Origin of the sequence: uncultured Tenacibaculum sp. (assembly GCF_947499065.1) — a bacterium.
Lineage (GTDB): Bacteria > Bacteroidota > Bacteroidia > Flavobacteriales > Flavobacteriaceae > Polaribacter.
Genome location: NZ_CANMMT010000002.1, coordinates 228,033 through 248,176 on the forward strand (window position 1 = coordinate 228,033; position 20,144 = coordinate 248,176).

At 30.3% G+C, this 20,144-nt stretch carries 18 protein-coding genes; 6 read left to right on the top strand and 12 right to left on the bottom strand.

All coding sequences use genetic code 11. The features are described from left to right. Together mnmA and Q0958_RS05265 are read left to right on the top strand one after the other, a co-directional pair. A complete protein-coding gene (mnmA, locus tag Q0958_RS05260; protein WP_299121746.1) occupies positions 1–1,239 on the top strand; it encodes a tRNA 2-thiouridine(34) synthase MnmA in 1,239 nt (412 codons plus the stop codon). An 81-nt stretch (positions 1,240–1,320) separates the two neighbouring features. After that, complete coding sequence (locus Q0958_RS05265) at positions 1,321–2,262, top strand: nitronate monooxygenase (protein ID WP_299120621.1); 942 nt, start codon at positions 1,321–1,323, stop codon at positions 2,260–2,262. A gap of 71 nt (positions 2,263–2,333) precedes the next feature. Here Q0958_RS05265 and ribB read toward each other — a convergent pair whose 3' ends face one another. The 6 genes from ribB to tpx all read right to left on the bottom strand — a co-directional run bounded on the left by ribB (position 2,334) and on the right by tpx (position 9,072). Next, positions 2,334–3,476, bottom strand: a complete 1,143-nt coding sequence (gene ribB / locus Q0958_RS05270) for a 3,4-dihydroxy-2-butanone-4-phosphate synthase (RefSeq protein WP_299120624.1) — start codon at positions 3,474–3,476, stop codon at positions 2,334–2,336. Positions 3,477–3,478: 2 nt separating this feature from the next. After that, on the bottom strand, positions 3,479–4,924 hold the full coding sequence (locus Q0958_RS05275) for an LptF/LptG family permease (RefSeq protein WP_299120626.1): 1,446 nt from the start codon (positions 4,922–4,924) through the stop codon (positions 3,479–3,481). 90 nt (positions 4,925–5,014) lie between these two features. Next, complete coding sequence (locus tag Q0958_RS05280; RefSeq protein ID WP_299120629.1) at positions 5,015–5,671, bottom strand: outer membrane lipoprotein carrier protein LolA; 657 nt, start codon at positions 5,669–5,671, stop codon at positions 5,015–5,017. Between the two features lie 40 nt (positions 5,672–5,711). Then, on the bottom strand, positions 5,712–8,162 hold the full coding sequence (locus Q0958_RS05285; protein ID WP_299120631.1) for a DNA translocase FtsK: 2,451 nt from the start codon (positions 8,160–8,162) through the stop codon (positions 5,712–5,714). 27 nt (positions 8,163–8,189) lie between these two features. Then, positions 8,190–8,570 (bottom strand): diacylglycerol kinase family protein, encoded by a 381-nt coding sequence (locus tag Q0958_RS05290; RefSeq protein ID WP_150898943.1) that lies wholly within the window; start codon positions 8,568–8,570, stop codon positions 8,190–8,192. Between the two features lie 4 nt (positions 8,571–8,574). After that, the gene (gene tpx / locus Q0958_RS05295; protein WP_299120635.1) at positions 8,575–9,072 is read right to left on the bottom strand and encodes a thiol peroxidase; all 498 of its coding nucleotides are present in this window, start codon (positions 9,070–9,072) and stop codon (positions 8,575–8,577) included. A 111-nt stretch (positions 9,073–9,183) separates the two neighbouring features. On the opposite strand from tpx, the gene Q0958_RS05300 reads away from it, so the two are divergent. After that, positions 9,184–10,572, top strand: a complete 1,389-nt coding sequence (locus Q0958_RS05300; protein WP_299120637.1) for an MATE family efflux transporter — start codon at positions 9,184–9,186, stop codon at positions 10,570–10,572. Next, positions 10,559–10,783, top strand: coding sequence for a hypothetical protein (locus tag Q0958_RS05305; RefSeq protein WP_150898941.1), 225 nt, complete (start codon positions 10,559–10,561; stop codon positions 10,781–10,783). Before Q0958_RS05300 ends, Q0958_RS05305 begins: the two co-directional genes overlap by 14 nt. A gap of 37 nt (positions 10,784–10,820) precedes the next feature. Here the strand turns inward: Q0958_RS05305 and Q0958_RS05310 are convergent, their stop codons facing one another. Both Q0958_RS05310 and Q0958_RS05315 read right to left on the bottom strand, forming a co-directional pair. Further along, the gene (locus tag Q0958_RS05310; RefSeq protein WP_299120641.1) at positions 10,821–12,098 is read right to left on the bottom strand and encodes a C1 family peptidase; all 1,278 of its coding nucleotides are present in this window, start codon (positions 12,096–12,098) and stop codon (positions 10,821–10,823) included. 39 nt (positions 12,099–12,137) lie between these two features. Further along, on the bottom strand, positions 12,138–12,770 hold the full coding sequence (locus Q0958_RS05315; RefSeq protein ID WP_299120643.1) for a TetR/AcrR family transcriptional regulator: 633 nt from the start codon (positions 12,768–12,770) through the stop codon (positions 12,138–12,140). 90 nt (positions 12,771–12,860) lie between these two features. Between Q0958_RS05315 and Q0958_RS05320 the strand changes: the two genes are divergently transcribed. Beyond that, the gene (locus tag Q0958_RS05320; protein ID WP_299120646.1) at positions 12,861–14,645 is read left to right on the top strand and encodes an acyl-CoA dehydrogenase family protein; all 1,785 of its coding nucleotides are present in this window, start codon (positions 12,861–12,863) and stop codon (positions 14,643–14,645) included. A gap of 70 nt (positions 14,646–14,715) precedes the next feature. On the opposite strand, the gene Q0958_RS05325 is transcribed toward Q0958_RS05320, so the two are convergent. The 3 genes from Q0958_RS05325 to Q0958_RS05335 form a co-directional block, all read right to left on the bottom strand. After that, complete coding sequence (locus tag Q0958_RS05325) at positions 14,716–15,192, bottom strand: hypothetical protein (RefSeq protein WP_299120649.1); 477 nt, start codon at positions 15,190–15,192, stop codon at positions 14,716–14,718. 13 nt (positions 15,193–15,205) lie between these two features. Next, complete coding sequence (locus Q0958_RS05330; RefSeq protein ID WP_299120652.1) at positions 15,206–16,135, bottom strand: OmpA family protein; 930 nt, start codon at positions 16,133–16,135, stop codon at positions 15,206–15,208. Positions 16,136–16,225: 90 nt separating this feature from the next. Continuing rightward, positions 16,226–18,433 (bottom strand): DNA mismatch repair protein MutS, encoded by a 2,208-nt coding sequence (locus Q0958_RS05335; RefSeq protein ID WP_299120656.1) that lies wholly within the window; start codon positions 18,431–18,433, stop codon positions 16,226–16,228. Positions 18,434–18,470: 37 nt separating this feature from the next. On the opposite strand from Q0958_RS05335, the gene Q0958_RS05340 reads away from it, so the two are divergent. Beyond that, positions 18,471–19,136 carry a uracil-DNA glycosylase gene (locus tag Q0958_RS05340; protein ID WP_299120658.1) on the top strand — a complete coding sequence of 222 codons (666 nt, stop codon included), beginning with the start codon at positions 18,471–18,473 and terminating at the stop codon, positions 19,134–19,136. Here Q0958_RS05340 and Q0958_RS05345 read toward each other — a convergent pair. Next, the gene (locus Q0958_RS05345) at positions 19,123–20,139 is read right to left on the bottom strand and encodes a glycosyltransferase family protein (RefSeq protein WP_299120660.1); all 1,017 of its coding nucleotides are present in this window, start codon (positions 20,137–20,139) and stop codon (positions 19,123–19,125) included. The two genes, Q0958_RS05340 and Q0958_RS05345, sit on opposite strands and share 14 nt — an antisense overlap. Between the last annotated feature and the right edge of the window lie 5 nt (positions 20,140–20,144).

Genomic DNA, 20,144 nt, shown 5'->3' on the forward strand with positions numbered 1-20,144 from the left:
ATAGTAAATAATGGAAAGGATTTCGTAAATTTGCACCTTCAAAAAGAAAGAATGAAAAGAGTAATAGTAGGACTTTCAGGAGGTGTAGATAGTAGTGTAACAGCATACTTACTAAAAGAGCAAGGTTATGAAGTTATAGGCTTGTTTATGAAAAACTGGCATGACGATTCGGTAACTATTTCCGATGAATGTCCTTGGTTAGAAGATAGCAACGATGCAATGATTGTTGCAGAAAAATTAGGAATACCTTTCCAAACTGTAGACTTAAGTGAACAATATAAAGAACGTATAGTAGATTATATGTTCAATGAGTATGAGAAAGGTCGTACTCCAAATCCAGATGTTTTATGTAATCGAGAAATTAAGTTTGATGTATTTATGGATATTGCATTAGGTTTAGGAGCAGATTACGTAGCTACTGGTCACTATTGTAGAAAATCAGAAGAAATAATTGACGGAAAGCCAGTATATAAATTATTAGCAGGAAAAGATACTAATAAAGATCAGTCCTACTTTTTGTGTCAGTTGTCTCAAAAACAATTATCAAAAGCATTATTTCCAATAGGTGAGTTAACAAAGCCAGAAGTTAGAGAAATAGCAAAAGAGGCTGATTTAATTACAGCAGATAAAAAGGATTCTCAAGGATTATGTTTTATAGGTAAGGTAAGATTACCAGATTTTTTGCAACAAAAATTACAACCTAAAGAGGGGCAAATCATAAGAATACCGAACAGTTTTGAGCAATATAATAGAGTAGCTCCAAAATTTGAAAATAAAGAAGCAGAATTAGAGTATTTATCAACTAAATTTTCATACAAAAAAGAAGATGGAGATGTGGTAGGTAAACACCAAGGAGCTCATTATTTTACCAAAGGACAACGTAAAGGATTAGCTGTTGGAGGAACAAAAGAACCATTATTTGTTATTGAGACTGATGTAGATGAGAATATAATTTATACTGGAGAAGGTAAAAATCATTCAGGTTTATATAGAAACGTTTTATTTGTTTCTAATGAGGAGCTACATTGGGTACGTACCGATTTAGCATTAAATCCAGGTGAAGAAATGGAAGTTGAAGCGAGGATACGTTATCGTCAGAAATTAGAAAAAGCAAGATTATATAGTGTAGAAAAAGGCTTATATGTTGCCTTTGAAAATCCACAATCAGCTATTCAAGAAGGACAATTTGTTGCTTGGTATAAAGATGAAGAACTTTTAGGTTCTGGTGTCATTTCTTAAAAAGTAATTTATTATAAAATTAAGCCTCGAATTATTCGAGGTTTTTTTGTGCTTACTATTTAATGATTGTACATTTACCTTATGCAAAATAAGATTACTAAATTATTTAATATACAATACCCAATTATTCAAGGAGGAATGATTTGGGTTTCAGGATGGAAGTTAGCATCTGCTGTATCTAATGCAGGTGGTTTAGGTTTAATTGGAGCTGGATCGATGTATCCGGAAGTGCTAAGAGAACACATACAGAAGTGTAAAAAAGCAACAGACAAACCTTTTGGAGTTAATGTACCAATGTTATATCCAGATATCGAAAAGATTATGGATATTATTGTTGAAGAAGGAGTGAAGATTGTTTTTACTTCAGCTGGAAACCCAAAAACATGGACTAACTTTTTAAAAGAAAAAGGAATTACAGTAGTCCATGTAGTAAGTTCGGTAAAGTTTGCATTAAAATCGGAAGCTGCTGGTGTTGATGCGGTAGTTTGTGAAGGCTTTGAAGCTGGTGGTCATAATGGTAGAGAAGAGACAACTACATTTACGTTAATACCAATGGTAAAAGAACAGGTAAGCATACCAGTTATATCTGCAGGAGGAATAGGAACAGGAAGAGGTATGTTGGCAGCAATGGTTTTAGGTGCTGATGGAGTTCAAATAGGAAGTCGCTTTGCAGCAACAAAAGAATCTTCTGCTCACGATAATTTTAAACAAACTATTCTTGGGGTTAAAGATGGTGATACTCATTTAACCTTGAAAGAACTGGCACCAGTACGTTTGGTTAAAAATAAGTTTTACAATGAAGTTCAAGAATTGTATCAACAAAATCCTTCAATAGAGGAAATAAAAGAGTTATTAGGTAGAGCTAGAGCTAAAAAAGGAATGTTTGAAGGAGATTTGGAAGAAGGAGAGTTAGAAATAGGACAAGTAGCTGGATTAATCCATGAAATAAAACCTGCAAAAGAAGTTTTAGAAAGTATAATAGCAGAGTTTAATGAAGTTAAAATCTCAATGGACTCATTGTAGTTTGAAAATTTTACTTGTATATAAAAAAGAGGAAGTTTAAACTTCCTCTTTTTTATTTGGTTTATAATCTTTTAATAATTCACATAATCTACAATTTCTAATCCGTAACCAATCATACCAACTCTCTTAGTCTGTTCAGTATTAGAAATTAAACGTAATTTATGAATATGTAAGTCGTGTAATATTTGAGCCCCAATACCAAAATCTCTGTTATCCATGGTTACTTTAGGAGCTTTCATTATTCCTTTAGCTTGATTTTCTTTTAAACCACGTAAACGGTTTAATAAATTTAAAGCCTGACTCTGTTGGTTTATAAAAATAATAGCACCTTTACCTTCGTCATTCACAACTTTAAACATCTGATCCAATTTCTTGTCAGCATTATTGGTTAAAGTTCCAAGAATATCATTATTAACAAGGGTTGAGTTTATTCTTGTTAAAATTGGTTCGTCCTTGCTCCAAGTTCCTTTGGTTAATGCAATATGGATTTGTTTATTTGTAGTTTGTTGGTAGGCACGTAAACGAAAATCTCCAAAACGAGTTTCAATATTAAAGTCTTCCTTTTTTTCAATTAAAGAATCGTGCTCCATTCTATAAGCTACCAAATCTTCAATAGAAACTATTTTTAAATCAAAGTTCTTAGCAACTTCTAATAATTGAGGTAAACGAGCCATTGTACCATCCTCGTTCATAATTTCAACAATTACTCCGGCAGGTTCTAAGCCAGCTAATCGAGCAAAATCTATGGCAGCTTCAGTATGTCCTGTTCTTCTTAAAACACCTCCGTTTTTTGCTTTTAAAGGGAAGATGTGTCCAGGTCTGGCAAGTTCAAAAGGTTTAGTTTCAGGATCTACTAGAGCTTGTATAGTTTTAGCTCTATCAGAAGCAGAAATACCAGTAGTAACACCTTTACCTCGTAAGTCTACAGATACAGTGAAAGCAGTTTCCATAGGATCAGTATTGTTGTTTACCATCATTCCTAACTCTAATTCTTTACATCTGTCTTCAGTAAGAGGAGTACAAATTAATCCTCTTCCATGAGTTGCCATAAAGTTGATCATTTCTGGTGTAACTTTATTAGCAGCGGCAAGAAAATCACCTTCATTTTCACGATCTTCATCATCAACGACAATAATAACTTTACCGTTTTTTATGTCTTCAATAGCTTCTTCAATCGTGTTTAATTTAACTTTAGCTGTTGTGTGTGTTGTCATTTTTATGTTGTTTTCTCTTTTTTAGAGAATAGGTTGTTAAAAAAACTGAATAGTTTTGTAAAAAGCCCTTTTATATCAAAAAGCCCTTTGTCTTTAGTTGCTCTTATTGTTAATGTTAATGCCAAAGGTAGCATTAAAAATACACTTAGCCAAGATCCAGTTATAGCTGTAAGAGAGCTTTCTTCTGCTAAATTTCTTCCAAAAGTATTACTGAAAAAATAGGTTACATAAACTCCTATAGCTAAAATCATAGGCAGTCCCATACCTCCTTTTCGTATAATAGAACCAAGAGGGGCTCCAATAAAGAAAAGTAATAAACAAGAGAAAGAAAAAGCTACCCTGTTATAAAACTCAATATCGTATAGGTTAAGATACTTTCTTTTGTTCTTTAAGGTTTGTTTATTAGATTTATTATTACTTATTGTACGTTTTATTTTTGAGATTGAACTATTGAGAATACTTTGTTGTTCTTTAAGTTCAAAGTTTTCTAGTAGGTTAAGAGAAAGATCTTTACTGATTAATGAATCTGGATAGGAATGTAAATTATCAATGTCTATGTTTAAGAAAAGGTTTTTAGCTCTATTAGAAATAAAATCATCGTAATTTTCTTTCATAGTAGGCAATGTATCTTTCAATTGATTTAAACTTAACATGTTATATTGCCTAGTGTATCTTTCAGTTTCAACACTATCTCCAGCCAAAGATGAAATATCAATATTAATAATATATTCATCAAAATAAGCATGAGAAGCAGGCATTTTATCTTTATCTATTGGGGAATTATTTTTTATATGACGTTCAAAATAATAACCATCTTCTAAGATTAATGTCATATATCTACTTCCTTCTTCAGTAATAATTTTACCTTTTTCAGCAGTTATAATCTTGTTATTACCTTTTTTAGCAGATAAATCATAAATCATTACCTTTTTTAAAAGGTTTTCATCTTCACCATATTTTTCATCAAACTTAATTTGAAAATTAGGCAACTCACTATTAAAACTACCAGCTACTAGCGCAATTGCAGGTTGTTTCTTTTTGATGTTAATTTTCATATTTAACTGTTTTAACATAGCATATGGGTATACATTGTTTAAAAACAAGAAGTTAATACCACTTAATATGAATGTTAAAAAAATTAATGGGCGTACCATTCGAGGTAAAGAAACTCCAGCAGATTTACTAGCAGCAAACTCATAATTTTCAGATAAACTTCCTAAAGTCATGATTGATGAAAGTAATACTCCAATAGGTAGAGCCTGAGGAGCCATTAAAAGAGTTGTATACCAAAGAAATTTTAAAATAATTGGAACACTAATACCCTTACCTGCAAAATTATCAAAAGCAAGCCACATGGCTTGCATTACTAATACAAATAAAATGATTAGGAAAGTTGCTAAAAAAGGTCTTAAAAAACTTTTTAAAATATATCTGTCTAGTATTTTCACAGATGCAAAGTTAGTAGGTTAGGTGAATAAAAAAACAAAAGTTTTGTTAATGATTTTAAAAGTAATATTAACAAAACTTGATTTTAAGCATTAATCGATATAATATCCTTGTTTTAAATACTTTTCTTTGTCAAAAGAGAATAAGTTTTTAGAAATAGGCTGGTTGCTTTTAAACTTTGTAATAGTAAATGTTGTTTCTGCACCATTAGAACCTATTTGAACTAATTTATAAATGTGTTTTGTTTTTGCATCTATACCTAGCTGTACTTTAACAATATCAGAATTACTATCAATAGGAGTTAAATCTACAAATTGAATTTTTCTACCATTATTATTTTTCAATTTCCCCATAGAGAAATTATAACCTTCTTTATAAAAAGTTAGTAATTTAGAAGGATAAATAAATCCATCTTCTTCATCTAAATCACCATTGGTAACACTAATTTCTTTTTCTTCTTGATTGATAACAACTAATTTTTTTCCATCAAAAAGAAAATGATTTCCTAAATAATCTAAGTTATATTTTTCTCCAGAAAGTGTAATTTTCCCTCTAATAGGTGGATCATTTGTAATACCTGCTTCTCGGTTTACTAAGGAAGAGTTAAAACCAATAATCATATTTTTATAAGCCCCCATCTTAGTAGATACTTCATCTAAAAGACTTTTAGCTTTTGAAGAAGTGTTTTGCCCAACTATGGTATTTAAGCTAATAAATAATCCAATAAATAATAATCCAACTTTTTTCATTTTATTGTTTTGCTTCCGTTTTTCGGAATTTTTTTAATTGTTATTTTTTTTCGTTTTCTAATAATTGTTCTAGTGCAACAAAATCAGGAACTAATACTTGTCTGGCTTTACTACCTTCGAAAGGACCAACAATTCCTGCTGCTTCTAATTGATCAATTAATCTACCTGCTCTGTTGTAACCTAGTTTCAATTTTCGTTGTAATAAAGAAGCTGAACCTTGCTGTGCTGTTACAATTACTTCAGCCGCTTCTCTAAAGAGCTTATCACGGTCTGCTATGTCTATATCAACATTTGTGCCACCTTCTTCGCCGACGTATTCTGGTAATAGATGAGCTTCTGGATAAGCACGTTGTGAACCAATAAAATCGGTTATTTTTTCTACTTCAGGAGTGTCAACAAATGCACATTGAATACGGGTAATATCGTTTCCTCCAGAATACAACATATCTCCACGACCAATTAACTGATCAGCACCAGGTGCATCTAAAATAGTTCTTGAATCTATTTTTGAAGTTACTCTAAATGCTATTCTGGCAGGGAAGTTGGCTTTAATAATACCAGTAATTACATTTACAGATGGACGTTGTGTTGCTACTATTAAGTGAATTCCAATAGCACGTGCTAGTTGTGCTAAACGAGCAATAGGAGTTTCTACTTCTTTACCAGCAGTCATAATTAAGTCAGCAAATTCATCAATAACTAAAACGATGTATGGTAAAAATTTATGTCCATTCTCAGGATTTAATTTACGAGCTCTAAACTTAGCATTGTATTCCTTAATATTACGTACCATTGCTGTTTTCAACAGGTCGTAACGAGCGTCCATTTCGATACAAAGTGAATTTAAAGTATTTACTACTTTGGTGGTATCTGTAATAATAGCATCATCAGTATCTGGTAATTTAGCTAAATAATGACGCTCAATTTTATTAAATAAAGTAAGTTCTACTTTCTTTGGGTCAACTAACACGAACTTTACTTCAGCTGGATGTTTTCTATATAAAAGTGAGGTTAATACTGCATTTAATCCTACAGACTTTCCTTGACCAGTAGCACCTGCCATTAACAAGTGTGGCATTTTAGCTAAATCAACCACAAGAGTTTCGTTAGCAATTGTTTTACCTAATGCAATAGGTAGCTCCATTTGACTTTCTTGGAATTTCTTTGAAGAAATAACAGAATGCATTGAAACGATAGTAGATTTTTTATTTGGTACTTCAATACCAATCGTTCCTTTACCAGGAATTGGAGCAATAATACGAATCCCTAATGCCGAAAGTGATAAAGCAATATCGTCTTCTAGATTTTTAATTTTTGAAATTCGAATACCTGCTTCGGGTACAATTTCATATAATGTAATTGTTGGACCTACAGTAGCTTTAATTTGAGCAATACCAATTTTGTAGTTTTTAAGTGTTTCTACAATTCGGTTTTTATTGGCTTCAAGTTCCTCAGGGTCTATTGAAATTGTTTCGTTATACTCTTTTAATAAGTTGAATGTTGGGAATTTATAATTACCTAATTCTAAAGTAGGATCAAATTCACCAAAATCCTTCACTAATTGGTTCGATAGGTTCTCAGTAACACTTTTTTCTTCTGAAACTTTTTCGATAGCTACTTCAACTTCTTTCTTTGTTTCTTCAGAAACCGTTAAAGTTGGTTCATTATCTATATTAGGGTCTAAAACAACTTCCTCTTTATTTACAGTAGGAGGGGGAGTTGAAGTTTGTGTTTCTGAATGTTTAGAAATTGTTGGCTGTAAATCTTCAACTGAAATTTCGAAACTAGATTTTTTACTTTCTATTTCAGTCTTCTCTTCTTCTTTAATTTTTTCTGAAGCTTTTTCTTTTGCAGCTATTTCAGCAGCTGCTTTTTTAGCATCCTGTTTTTCCTTATTTGACTTTATTTGCTCGTTTATTTTCTCAGGTGTAATGCTAAATCGTGTAATTAAGTAAGTGATTAAGAAGAATAATAATAATATTATGACACCGGTTTTACCTAAAAACGTTTGTAAGTATTCATTAAGCTCAAACCCAATAACACCTGATAATAATGCATTCTTTTTTTCTACAAATCCTAAGGCTGTAGAAATCCAAAGCATTATTAATAATCCCCAGTTCCAAGAAGGCAATATTCTTTTTAGGTTTGCTTGAAGTAAAACTCTAGAGCCAGTTAAAAATAAAGTAAGAGGGATAAGAAAAGACCCCAATCCAAAACCTTTATAAATAAAAAAGTTGCTCAATTTAGCTCCTATTTTACCTAGTAAGTTCTTAGTCGGAATTTTTTTATCTGCAAATTGAGTTAAAGTGCTTTGATCTTCTTGCCAAGAAAAGAAAAAAGAGATGAAAGCAACTGTTAAAAATATTGAAAACAGTATTAAAAATGCACCAGTAATAGTTTGATTTTGTCTATTAGAAAAGAAAGACGAAACCTTTTTAAATAAATTGGTTTTAGGTTGTTTTTTTTGAACAGTTGTCTTTTTTTTTGCCATGTATTTTTGTTAGAAATAAATTGAACGCTACAATATAGCTATTATTTTAGGAAGATAGATAATACCAGCAATTACTAGTGATATTAAAGCAGCAAAAGCAGGTGCTCCAGCTGCGATGTCTTTTATAAAACCAATTTTTTTGTGGTAATCTGGATGAATGAAATCTGCAACCTTTTCAACCGCAGTATTTAAAGCTTCAGCAACTAAAACCATACCAATTGCTAAACATTGAAACATCCATTCAGAAGCAGAAATATCAAAGTAAAAACCAACAATAGTAGCTATGATAGCAATACTAAATTGTGCTTTAATACTATCTTCTGTGGTAATTAATAACCACATTCCTTTTAAGGCAAACTTCATACTACGGAGTCTGCCTTTAAAATATCCATCATTCGGGTTTTTCATAAATCTATAGAGCTTTTAAAGCAGCTTCATAATTTGGCTCATCAACAATTTCTGAAACTTGTTCAGTATATGTAACGTTACCTTCTTCATTTATAATAACAATACAACGAGAGTGTAATCCAGAAAGAGGCCCATCTTTAATTTCTAAACCATAATCTTTACCAAAACTACCTGTAGAAAAATCAGATAACATTACAACGTTTTCTATTCCTTCAGCTCCACAAAAACGTCCTTGTGCAAAAGGTAAATCTCTAGAAATACATAAAACTTTAGTGTTTTCTAAGCTAGATGCTTTTTTATTGAATTCTCTAACCGAAGTAGCACATGTTCCAGTGTCAACACTTGGAAAAATATTTAAAATTAATCGGCTTCCCGAAAAATCATTTAAACTTTTGATTGATAAATCTGTTGCTGCTAATGAAAAATCCATTGCTTTATTTCCAGTTTCAGGTAAGTTACCTACTGTTTCTACTGGGTTTCCTTGTAATGTTATTGAAGCCATTTTTTTCAGTTTTTAAGAAAATCAAAGGTAATTAAATTTATTAAAAAATTAAGAAGATAAAGGTAGTAGACTATTAAAAAGTTATCTTCGCCTCTCGAAATAATATAAGTTTTGAATTTACAACAATATACATCTGAATTTAAGTACAATTGGAAATTAGCTGCGCCAGTAATGCTAGGAATGTTGGGACATACTTTTGTAAGTTTTGTTGATAATATTATGGTAGGGCAGTTGGGGACAGCTGAGTTAGCAGCGGTTTCTTTAGGAAACAGTTTTATTTTTATAGCAATGTCTTTAGGAATTGGTTTTTCTACTGCAATTACACCTTTAATTGCTGAAGCAGATTCTTCTAATAATTTTACACAAGCAAAATCTACTTTCAAACATGGGTTATTTTTGTGTATTACTATTGGAATATTAATGTTTTTAATGGTTTTCTTTTCCAAACCTTTAATGTATTTAATGAAACAACCAGTAGAGGTTGTTGAATTAGCAATTCCATATCTAGATTTAGTAGCATTTTCATTAATACCTATGATTGCTTTTCAAGCGTTTAAGCAATTTAGTGATGGAATGTCTATGACAAGATATCCAATGTATGCAACTATTGTAGCCAATGTTTTAAATGTGATATTTAATTATCTATTAATTTTTGGAAAGTTTGGATTTCCTGAGTTAGGTATAATCGGAGCTGCGTACGGAACTTTATTATCACGATTTGTAATGGTATTCTATTTATGGTGGTTATTAACAAAAAAAGAACGTTCTAAGCGATTGGTAACTAACATTAAATTATTTGTGTTAGATAAATTAATGATTAAAAAGCTAATCAATCTTGGAGCACCTAGTGCTATGCAAATGTTTTTTGAAGTAGCCATATTTACTGCAGCTATTTGGTTAAGTGGTTTATTAGGAAAGAATCCTCAAGCAGCTAATCAGATTGCCTTAAATTTATCTTCTATGACATTTATGGTAGCCATGGGACTAAGTGTGGCCTCTATGATTAGAGTAGGAAATCAAAAAGGATTACAAGATTATAAAGCGTTGAGAAGAATTGCTTTCTCAATATTTTTATTAGGGATTATTTTAGCAATTGGTTTTGCAACAATCTTTTTTGTATTTCATAAAAGTTTACCGAATTTGTATGTAGATTTAAGCGATGCTACCAATTATGCAGATAATATGGAAGTAATGAAAATAGCCGCGAATTTATTAATTGCAGCCGCTATTTTTCAAATATCTGATAGTATTCAAGTAATGGTTTTAGGAGCTTTACGTGGTTTACAAGATGTAAAAATACCAACAGTAATAACCTTTATTTCGTATTGGGTAGTAGGATTTCCAGTAAGCTACTTTTTTGGTTCAGAAGAAAAATATGGAAGTTTTGGTATTTGGTTAGGTTTACTTGCTGGACTTACCACGGCTTCAATTCTATTATTCATACGATTTAATAAACTAACTTTAAAATTGATTAAAACAAAACATAATGAACTTACCTAAATTTTTATTAGCAGATAATAGCAATCATCCTGATGATATTTTTGTGTTGCATACTGAATTTCCTCGTTTTTTGATTAATTTAAAAGATGATGAAATTGAGTGGTTTGAAGATTTAACAGGAGAAAGAGAAGATGATATTACAACAGAACTAGCTAGTTTAATGGATAAGGCTGGAGAGTTTTATGATGAAGAAATGAAAAAATACGAATAAAAAAAACACGAAGTTTTAACTTCGTGTTTTTTTTATTTTAATGCATGACTCCAGGAAATCCTCCTCCGTTGGATATATATATATTTAATTCTTTCCATTCAGACCAGGAATTTCCTCTTCTACCTCTAACTTTAACTTTTACGATACCACTTGTTTTAGGTGATATTAATATACTAGATGAATAATTCGTGTTGATTTGATTTCTGTTGTATGTTGGAACATTAAAATTCCATTGCCACTCATCTACTAATGTAGTTGAATTTATAAAGGCTTTTGAATATAAAATACCTCCAATGTGTGCATAATGTAAATCGACAACTAAAGTCCCATTTAATGAAAAAGGAGGACATTGAATACTAGGATTTACTTGAAATGGGGTAGAAGTAGAGGAAATATTATTTTTTTTAACCCCTTCAACTTGTGCTAATTGTATAGTGCCATTGCTAATCATCGATAAAAAGTCATTATCACTTAAAATAGAAGGATGAGTTTTTATAATTTTAGATTTATTTCTCCAGCTATCTTTTAATATCCAACTAGTTTGATTTCCTATGTTTTCCCATCCGATTAATAAATAGGCATGGAACCCTGTCTTTTGAAGTTCTTCATGAGTATAATCGTCTTTTCTGAATTTTGCAAGGGTATAAGTATTATTATTTAAAGTATTATTAACTTTAATAATAACAGGTTTGTTTAGAATTAAATTTTTTAAATAATTTGTATTAACTACATTAATTTTATTAATTTCTATTAATGATGTTACTGATAAGTACGTGTTATTTTTAATATTTTGACCACAATTATTGAAGTTAAATACTTTTCCATTATTTTCAACAGAGGTCAATAAAAAATCTTTTTGTTCATTAACACATTTTAAAGGGGTCACTCCAGTAGCAGGATTTGGATTTCTAATGCCAACATATTTTGGGTCGTTTGACCTGTCATTAGAAGATATGTATTCATTTTTTAATGCAGATGTTCCAAGTTTACTAGGTATTAAAAAACCACTTTCTAAAACTTCTTTGTATTGGTGAAATTCACCTTCCCAAACTTTAATATCTAAGTAGGCAGGATAAATTTTAATAGCCTGTGTTGTGTTGTGTTCAATCATATACATTGATTCTATAGCTGAACTTACAGCGTAGGACATACAAGGACCGTTAAAAGGCTGAGCAATCGGATTTGTAATAAATTTTTTATAACCGTTGTTTGTGGCTACATTTTCCCAGCTAAATTGACATGGTAGATTTGTTTGAGAAAAAATAGATAAAAAATTTAATAAAAAAATTGATAAAAGGAATAATGTTTTTTTCATAGTCTAAATTTTAATTTCTGATAAATTTAAGAATATTTTTCAATTTATTGTATTGTTATAAACAAATGAAAATGAATCTCTTCCTTTTTTTGTAAGCGAAGAGTCTATCATAGCAAATAATAATTGAATATAATACTTAGAGCTCTTGCTTGCAGATGAAGGTTTGTCATAAAATACAGCCAAGTCTACAGTCCATGAATTAAATATAATCAATAAACCATGTATTTTCTTTTTTAAAAGTTTTTCATCGTTTGAAGGAGTCATATAGCCATTTTCCATTAAAAACTTAGAAATTCGATAAATTACATTATGATATACTTTAGCTCTCTCTATAGTTTTTTCCTTAATTCTCGGATATTTAGTAGTAATATCATAACTGTTTAGAAGAAAGAAACGGTATTTTAAAGTCAAATCCATTAACTGCTTTAAGCTTTTCAACATAAAATCAAATTCAAAAATTTCACCTTCAAGATTTTGAATAGACTCATCCATTTCATCAAGTAAGTTTTGATGTAGTCGCATAACAATATCATCTTTTTTAGGAAAGTGATAGCATAAATTACCATAACTCATACCAATCTCTTCACTAATTTTTTTACTTGATATATTTGAGTAACCTTCTTTATTAAAAAGAGTTAGAGCGGTTTCTAGGATGCGTTGCTTTGTATTCATTTTTCAAATTTAGGCATTTAAGCCTATTTTTTGAAATATATTTATATATTTGTCTAGGCATTTTTGCCTAATTACTGAAAAATATTATAAATGAACACAGCAGTCGACACTAAAAAAGGAGGAGCTTTTTTATTTCAGAATGAAAATTTAGATACTTTTTATATTCCTGAAATAAAAAGTCAAGAATCGGAAATGATTCAAGAATCAGCAAAACAATTTTTAAAAACAGAAATAGAAACTCGTAAAGAAGAGTTAGAAACTATTTCTGGGATTGAAGAAACTCCTGAGTTACTTAAAAAATGTGGAGAGTTAGGTTTTTTAGGACTAGAAGTGTCAGAAGAGTATGGAGGAATTAATGTTTCATTAAAAGAAGTATTACATTTTGTAGAAGCTTTTAGTAAAGGACATTCTTTTGCAGGTGCTATTGGTGTTCAAACAAGTATAGGTATAGCTCCAATTTTATTATATGGTACAGAATTTTTAAAAGAAAAGTATGTAGCCAAAATGATGCAAGGGGAGTTGATTTCTGCTTTTGCTTTAACCGAACCAAATGCAGGAAGTGATGCTAACTCAGGAAAAACGTTGGCTACGATTAATGAAAATGGAGATTATGTGATTAGTGGTCAAAAAGCATGGATTTCTAATGCTGGTATTGCTGATATTTTTATAGTGTTTGCTAAGATTGAAGATGATAAAAATCTTTCAGCTTTTGTTGTTGATAAAGATTTCGGAGGTATCAGTTTAGGTCCAGAAGAAAAGAAGATGGGGTTGTCTGGATGGAGTACAAGACAGGTGTTTTTGGAAAAAACAGTGGTTCCAGCTACTCATCTTTTAGGAGAAAGAAATAAAGGTTTAAAAATAGCTTTAAATACCCTAAATACTGGGAGAATTAAATTAGGAGCTTCATGTATTGGTATTGGTAAGAAGGCATTATTACATTCTGTAGAGTATGCTTTACAAAGAGAACAATTTAAAAAGCCAATAATAGATTTTGGAGCTATTAGAGAGAAAATATCTAAAATAACAACGAATATTTTCGTAAACGAAGCAATTGTATATCGAGTAGCTAATGATATTGATATGCTTACTGATGAATTAGCTGGAAATGGAATGGCTTTTTCTAATGCTAAAATAGAAGCTTTAAAAGAATATAGTATTGAATGTGCTATAGCTAAAGTTTATGGATCAGAAGTACAAGATACTATTGTAGATGAAAGTGTTCAGATTTATGGAGGAATGGGTTTTTCTGCTGAGTCTCCAGTTGAACATTTATATAGAAGCGCTCGTATAAGTAGGATTTTTGAAGGAACAAATGAGATAAATCGTTTAGTAATTATAAAAGAGTTTTTGAAAAAAGGAATGAAAGGGGAGTTAGACTTCTTTTCTCCTTATACTCAAATAACTTCTGGTTTATCAAACCCTATCGAATCATTTTCTGCTGATGTGATTGAACAATACGAACAAGTAGTTCAGAACTTAAAAGATTTGACAGTAATTACATCAGGAGTATGTATGCAAACATTCATGGCAGAGTTAGCTGAAGAGCAAGAAATATCAATGCATATAGCGGACTTGCTTATTAATGTATATGCTTTAGAGAGTGTGTTGCTAAGAATAAAGAAGTTACAAAAGATAGGTAAATTAGATACTTCAATTCATTATGCTATCTTAAAAATAGTAGGTTTTGATTCGTTTAATTCAGTAGAAAATTCAATTAAAAATCTTGTAGCAAGTTTTGATAATGAAAAAGATGCTGAAATTATTAATTCTGCCTTCAAAAAGTATGGTCACTTACCACATTACAATATAAAAAATGAACGAAGAACCGTTTGTTCATTTGTACAAGACACAAAAGGGGTTTATAGTTTGAATTAAACTATAAAAGAATTTTGTTGTTAGTTATAGTTGAAAATCTCGAGGCCTTTTGGTCTCGAGATTTTATTTTTTATGATTTATTTAAAAGTTTTTTGGCTTGACCTTTCCAGTCGTCTCTAACAATTCTGCCAGGAAAAAACTGAATCAAATCGGTAACAGTTTCTATATCCTCCAAAGTTAAGTTAGTAATTTGTTTGTAGGTATAAATTCCAATACTGTTAAGTTTGGTTTCAATAAAGGTACCTACACCTTTAATTTGTGTTAAATCGTCTTTTTCGTCTTCTGAAGCTTCGCCAATAGCTTTTAAGTTAAGCTGTTTAGGTTGTTTTATCTCTATACCACCACGTTCAACCGTTTTCTTTGCTCTTATGGTAGATTGCATTTCGTCTCTTAACTCTGAAATGGTTTGAGTACTTTCTGTTAGTTCTGATTCATATTTGTTTTTGTAGTAAAACCAAGAAAATATATAGCCTATTAAAAAGGCACCAAGCATCCAAAAGAATAGTTCTAAAAGATGCATTGTTTGATTAGTGATAAATAAAGTCATTTTTAACGGGGAGTTAGTTGATTAAAATTTCAATTCTTCTGTTTTTAGCTCTGCCTTCTCTAGTGCTATTATCAGCAATAGGAGCTGTTTCTCCTTTAGAAGTAGAATTGATTATTGTTTTGTCGATACCTTGTTTAACAAAGTAATCAGAAACGTTTTTGGCACGTTCCAAGCCAATCCAATTATTAGCTTCTTCTTCACCAAAATTGTCGGTGTGTCCAATAATTGTGATTTTTTTATTTGGGTGTTTAAGTAAGTAGTTTTTTACCTCTTTTGTGTAAGAATATAAGGTTCTGTCTGGCTTAAAAGAATTATTACCAAAGTAGGAATATAGTGTCTTGTTGGTTATCTCTTTTTCTATGTTAGCTATTTTGTTGCTAGGCATAGTGTTAAAAGCGATAGTAATTCCTTCTGCATAAAAACCTTCTGGGTCATATTCATATTCGTCAACGATACTTTCAATATTAATTCTTTTTGGATTAACTCCATACTGAACAAGTTTCTTCTTTAAATATAAAGCTCTCTCGTTTCCAAAATTAGAATTATTGTTAAGTAATTCGTTTTTTAAATAAGTTGCTTTAATTGTAATTTCTTTTTGAGGGTTGTTGTTTAAGAAATTAAAAATTGAATCTTTGAAATAGTAAAATTTTTTAGGAAAAAGAACTCGAGTATTATGAGAGCTAGTGATAAATTTATCGTTGAAAGGAAGTGTTGTAATTACCTTTTTTAGAGGTTCTTTCTGCTTTTCTTTGTGAATTTGAATTGTATCTTTCTCTTTATTCTGGGAAGTTGTGGTTTTATTAGTAACAAGAGGTTTTTTCTCTATTTTTACGTTACTCGCAACATTTTCTTCTACATCATCATTTAAAGTATGATTATGTATTAATAAGGCTGTTGTAGCCCAACACAGAAATAAGAGAAAAGCTTTTAAAAAGTTTCTCATAGTTTTAAGGGGATAGTTAATTAACCCTATAAATGTATAAAAAACTTTTTAACAAATAAAATACGAGTTATTTCTATGTAAAAGAGAGAGTTATTTCTTAGCTTTTTCTACTAATTCTAATTGTTCAATTTTAGCTTTTGTAGTAAACAAACCGTAATTGATAAAAACGTTTTTCTTTTCAATTTTATCAATTGTTCCTACCGAATTTCCGTCTGTTAAACGTACTCTGTCGTTCACTTTAAAAACATAAGCTGCTTTTTCTTTAGCAACTTTTTCAGCTATTTTTTTCTTTTCTTCTCTAACTTTTACAACCTTTTGTAAAACTTCTTTCTCTACTTTAGTAATAATTTCTTTTTGCTTTTTAACAAGCTCTAAATCCTTTTTCTTTTCTTGTTTTGTTTTCTTTTTAGGTGGGTTTTTCTTTATGTGCTTTGTTTTTTCAGCCATTACCCATTTAAAAAAGTTAGCAGAAAGTTCTTTTTTGTTATTGGTTTGGAAATACTTATTTAAAAGTTCATTAATCTTTCTTCCAAGAGAGAGCATTCGTTGGTTGTTATCATATAATTCTTGAAAACCAGAAAGTTTATCTTGTAACTTTTGTTCTTTTTCTTGTAGGCTTTCAATATGTTCTTTCCCTTTTGTTTTTTGTTTTACTAAGCTATCTGAAGTTTTTTGTAAACGATTACGTTCTTTTTGAAGTTTAGAAATGGTTTTATCTAAACGAACTTTCTCAGTTTCAACACGCTTTTTTGCTCGATTAATTAAACTAAAAGGAATTCCATTTTTTTGAGCAACCTCAAAAGTAAAAGAACTACCAGCTTGTCCTATAAACAATTTATAAAGCGGTTCTAAAGTACGTTCGTCAAATTGCATGTTAGCATTAGTAACATTGTCTAATTCGTTGGCTAATACCTTTAAATTAGCATAGTGAGTGGTGATAATACCAAAAGCTTTGTTTTCGTAAAATTCTTCTAAGAAAATTTCGGCTAAAGCACCACCTAACTCGGGATCAGAACCAGTACCAAACTCATCAATTAAAAATAAAGTGTTGTCGTTACATTTTTTTAAGAAATAACGCATGTTCTTTAATCGATAACTATAAGTACTTAATTGGTTTTCTATAGATTGATTATCACCGATATCAGTTAATATAGTATTAAAAAGAGTTGTTTCACTTCGTTCATGTACGGGGATTAATAATCCACTTTGTAACATAAGTTGAAGAAGTCCAATTGTTTTTAATGTAATACTTTTTCCACCAGCATTTGGACCAGAAATAACAATTATTTGTTGTTTTTCGTCTAGTCTAATGGTTTGTGAAATAGTTTTAATGTTTTGTTCATTATTTTTCTTCCATAAAACAGGATGAAAAGCATCTTTTAAAAATACTTTTTTCTCTTTCGTAATTTTAGGAAGTAAACCATTAATACTATGTGCGTATTTAGCTTTAGAGGCCACCACATCTAAATGAGTTAGAAAGTCTACATACTCGTTTAGTAAAGAAGTGTAAGGGCGAATTTCATCTGCTAAAGCTCTTAATATTTTTACAATTTCTTGTTTCTCTTCGTATACTAAATTTTGCAGCTCTCTACTATAAGCTAAAGTGGCTTGTGGAGCAATATAAACGATGCTTCCTGATTTAGATGAACCTAACAAACTTCCTTTAACTTTTCTACGATGCATAGCAGTAACCGCTAAAACACGTTGGTTGTCAATAATTGTTTCTTTAATATCATCTAAATAACCACTGGTTAAGTTTCTACTTAGCGCTCTAGAAAAACTTTCTGAAATTTTTCCACGAACACTATTAATATCTTTTCTTATTTGTTTTAAAACAGGAGAGGCGTTATCTGCGACTTCACCATAAGAAGTAATTATTTTTTTGATGCTATCGGAAACAAAAGTAGTAAACTCAATATTTTCACTTAAAGTAAAAAGAGTAGGGTAGTAGGTTTCAAATTTTTTTAGAAACTTTTTTTGTTCGTTTACTGTGTCAGAAACTGTTGCTACTTTTAAAAAAGCTTCTGTTTCTAAAAAGCTATTTTCTATAGCTAAACGTTTGGTTTCTTCAGTAATATCCTCAAAATAATGATTTGGAATCCTATTTTCATTTTCAAAAGAAGAAAGATATTCATTTACAAGGTTTAGTTCGAAAAATAATTTTCTTTTATTGGAAATAGGCTGTATTTGTAAGGTTTTTTCCTTACCTAAATTTGAAATACTGTATTCCGCAACTTGTTCTAAAACTGTTGTAAATTCTAAATCTTGAAGTGTCTTTTCTGAAATATTTTTAGCCAAAATAGTATATTTGAAACCAAAGCAAAAATAGGAAAGAATGCAAGTAAAAATAGCAGATAGTTGGAAAAATATTTTACAGTCTGAATTTGAAAAAGATTATTTCAAAAACTTAACATCGTTTGTTAAGAACGAATACAGTACAAGAGTATGTTATCCTAAAGGGTCAGAAGTTTTTGCAGCATTTGATGCTTGTTCATTGGATGATTTGAAAGTTGTTATCTTAGGACAAGATCCTTATCATGGAAAAGGACAGGCAAATGGTTTGTGTTTTTCAGTACATGATCAAATTCAACATCCACCATCATTAATTAATATATTTAAAGAAATTGAAACTGACTTAGGAATTCCTTATCCTAAATCAGGTGATTTATCTCGTTGGGCAAAGCAAGGTGTTTTATTGTTGAATGCTACTTTAACAGTAAGAGAATCAGAAGCTGGAAGCCATCAAAAACAAGGGTGGGAAGAGTTTACAGATGCAGTAATTAGAAAAGTTTCTGATGAGAAAAAAGATGTGGTTTTTTTACTTTGGGGAGGCTTTGCTAAAAAGAAGGTAAAGTTAATTGATACTAAAAAACATCATGTATTAACATCTGGACATCCTTCCCCTTTAAGTGCAAATAGAGGTTATTGGTTTGGAAATAAACATTTTTCTAAAACGAATGCCATTTTAAAAGATTTAAATTTAGCTACTATACAATGGTAATTTGCGGTAAAATTGTTTGATTATAATAAGGTAAAATTAAGGCTTCAAGAATATCTTCTGTAACATCTGGATAATTTACTTCTACAATTTTTTTAGAATTTACCCATTTAGATATTTTGGGTAATTGTTTTTTATTGAATTTTTTCAATACAGGCACTCCAATTTGCTTTAATGCTAGAGCATTACATTGTTGTTCGTATTGGTTTTTCATTGGGATAACAAGTAGTTTTTTTCTTAAAAATAAAGCCTCTGCTGGAGTTTCAAATCCCGCGCCACAGATAACTCCTTTAGAAGAACTAATACTTTTTATAAAGTCGTTTCCGTTAATGGGTTTTATAATAATGTTATTTTTAAAAATATGTTTTTTAGTGTGTTTAGAAAACACTTCCCATTTAACGTCTTCTATTTGAGATAATACTTTTATAATTTTTTTATCCCCATATGCTGGAAGATAAACTGTATAATGACCTTTTTTAGTTACGTTGCTATATCTTATCTTTTTTCGAATTATAGGAGGGAAGGTAGCTGACGAGTATGTGCTAAAATGAAAACCAAATTTTACTTTAGCTGGTGCATAGTATTTTAAAATTAATCGTTCAAATCTATATGTTCCGTATTTAGGTGCGTTTTTGTCCAATACTGCATTTTGATGACTTAAAGATATGATTGGGGTATTTTTAAGTATAGCAGCCCAAGCTGTAACAGGTTCAAAATCATTAATTACTAAATCATAGCTTTCTAAAGGGACAGATTTGATTTCTGAATATAGGTTTTTAAGCTTAGCTTTTTTTAAAGTATTCAAGAAATCAATACCACCTTTTTTTCCAAATATAAAGCTCAATCCGTAGTATTTATATTTTATTTCAAAAGGAAGCTGAAGTTCACATTGGTAGCCACTAATTAGGACATCTACTTCTGCTTTTTGTTGTAAATAAGGAATTATTTCTATTGCTCTACTAGCATGTCCGTTACCTGTTCCTTGAAAAGCGTATAAAATTTTCATAATTA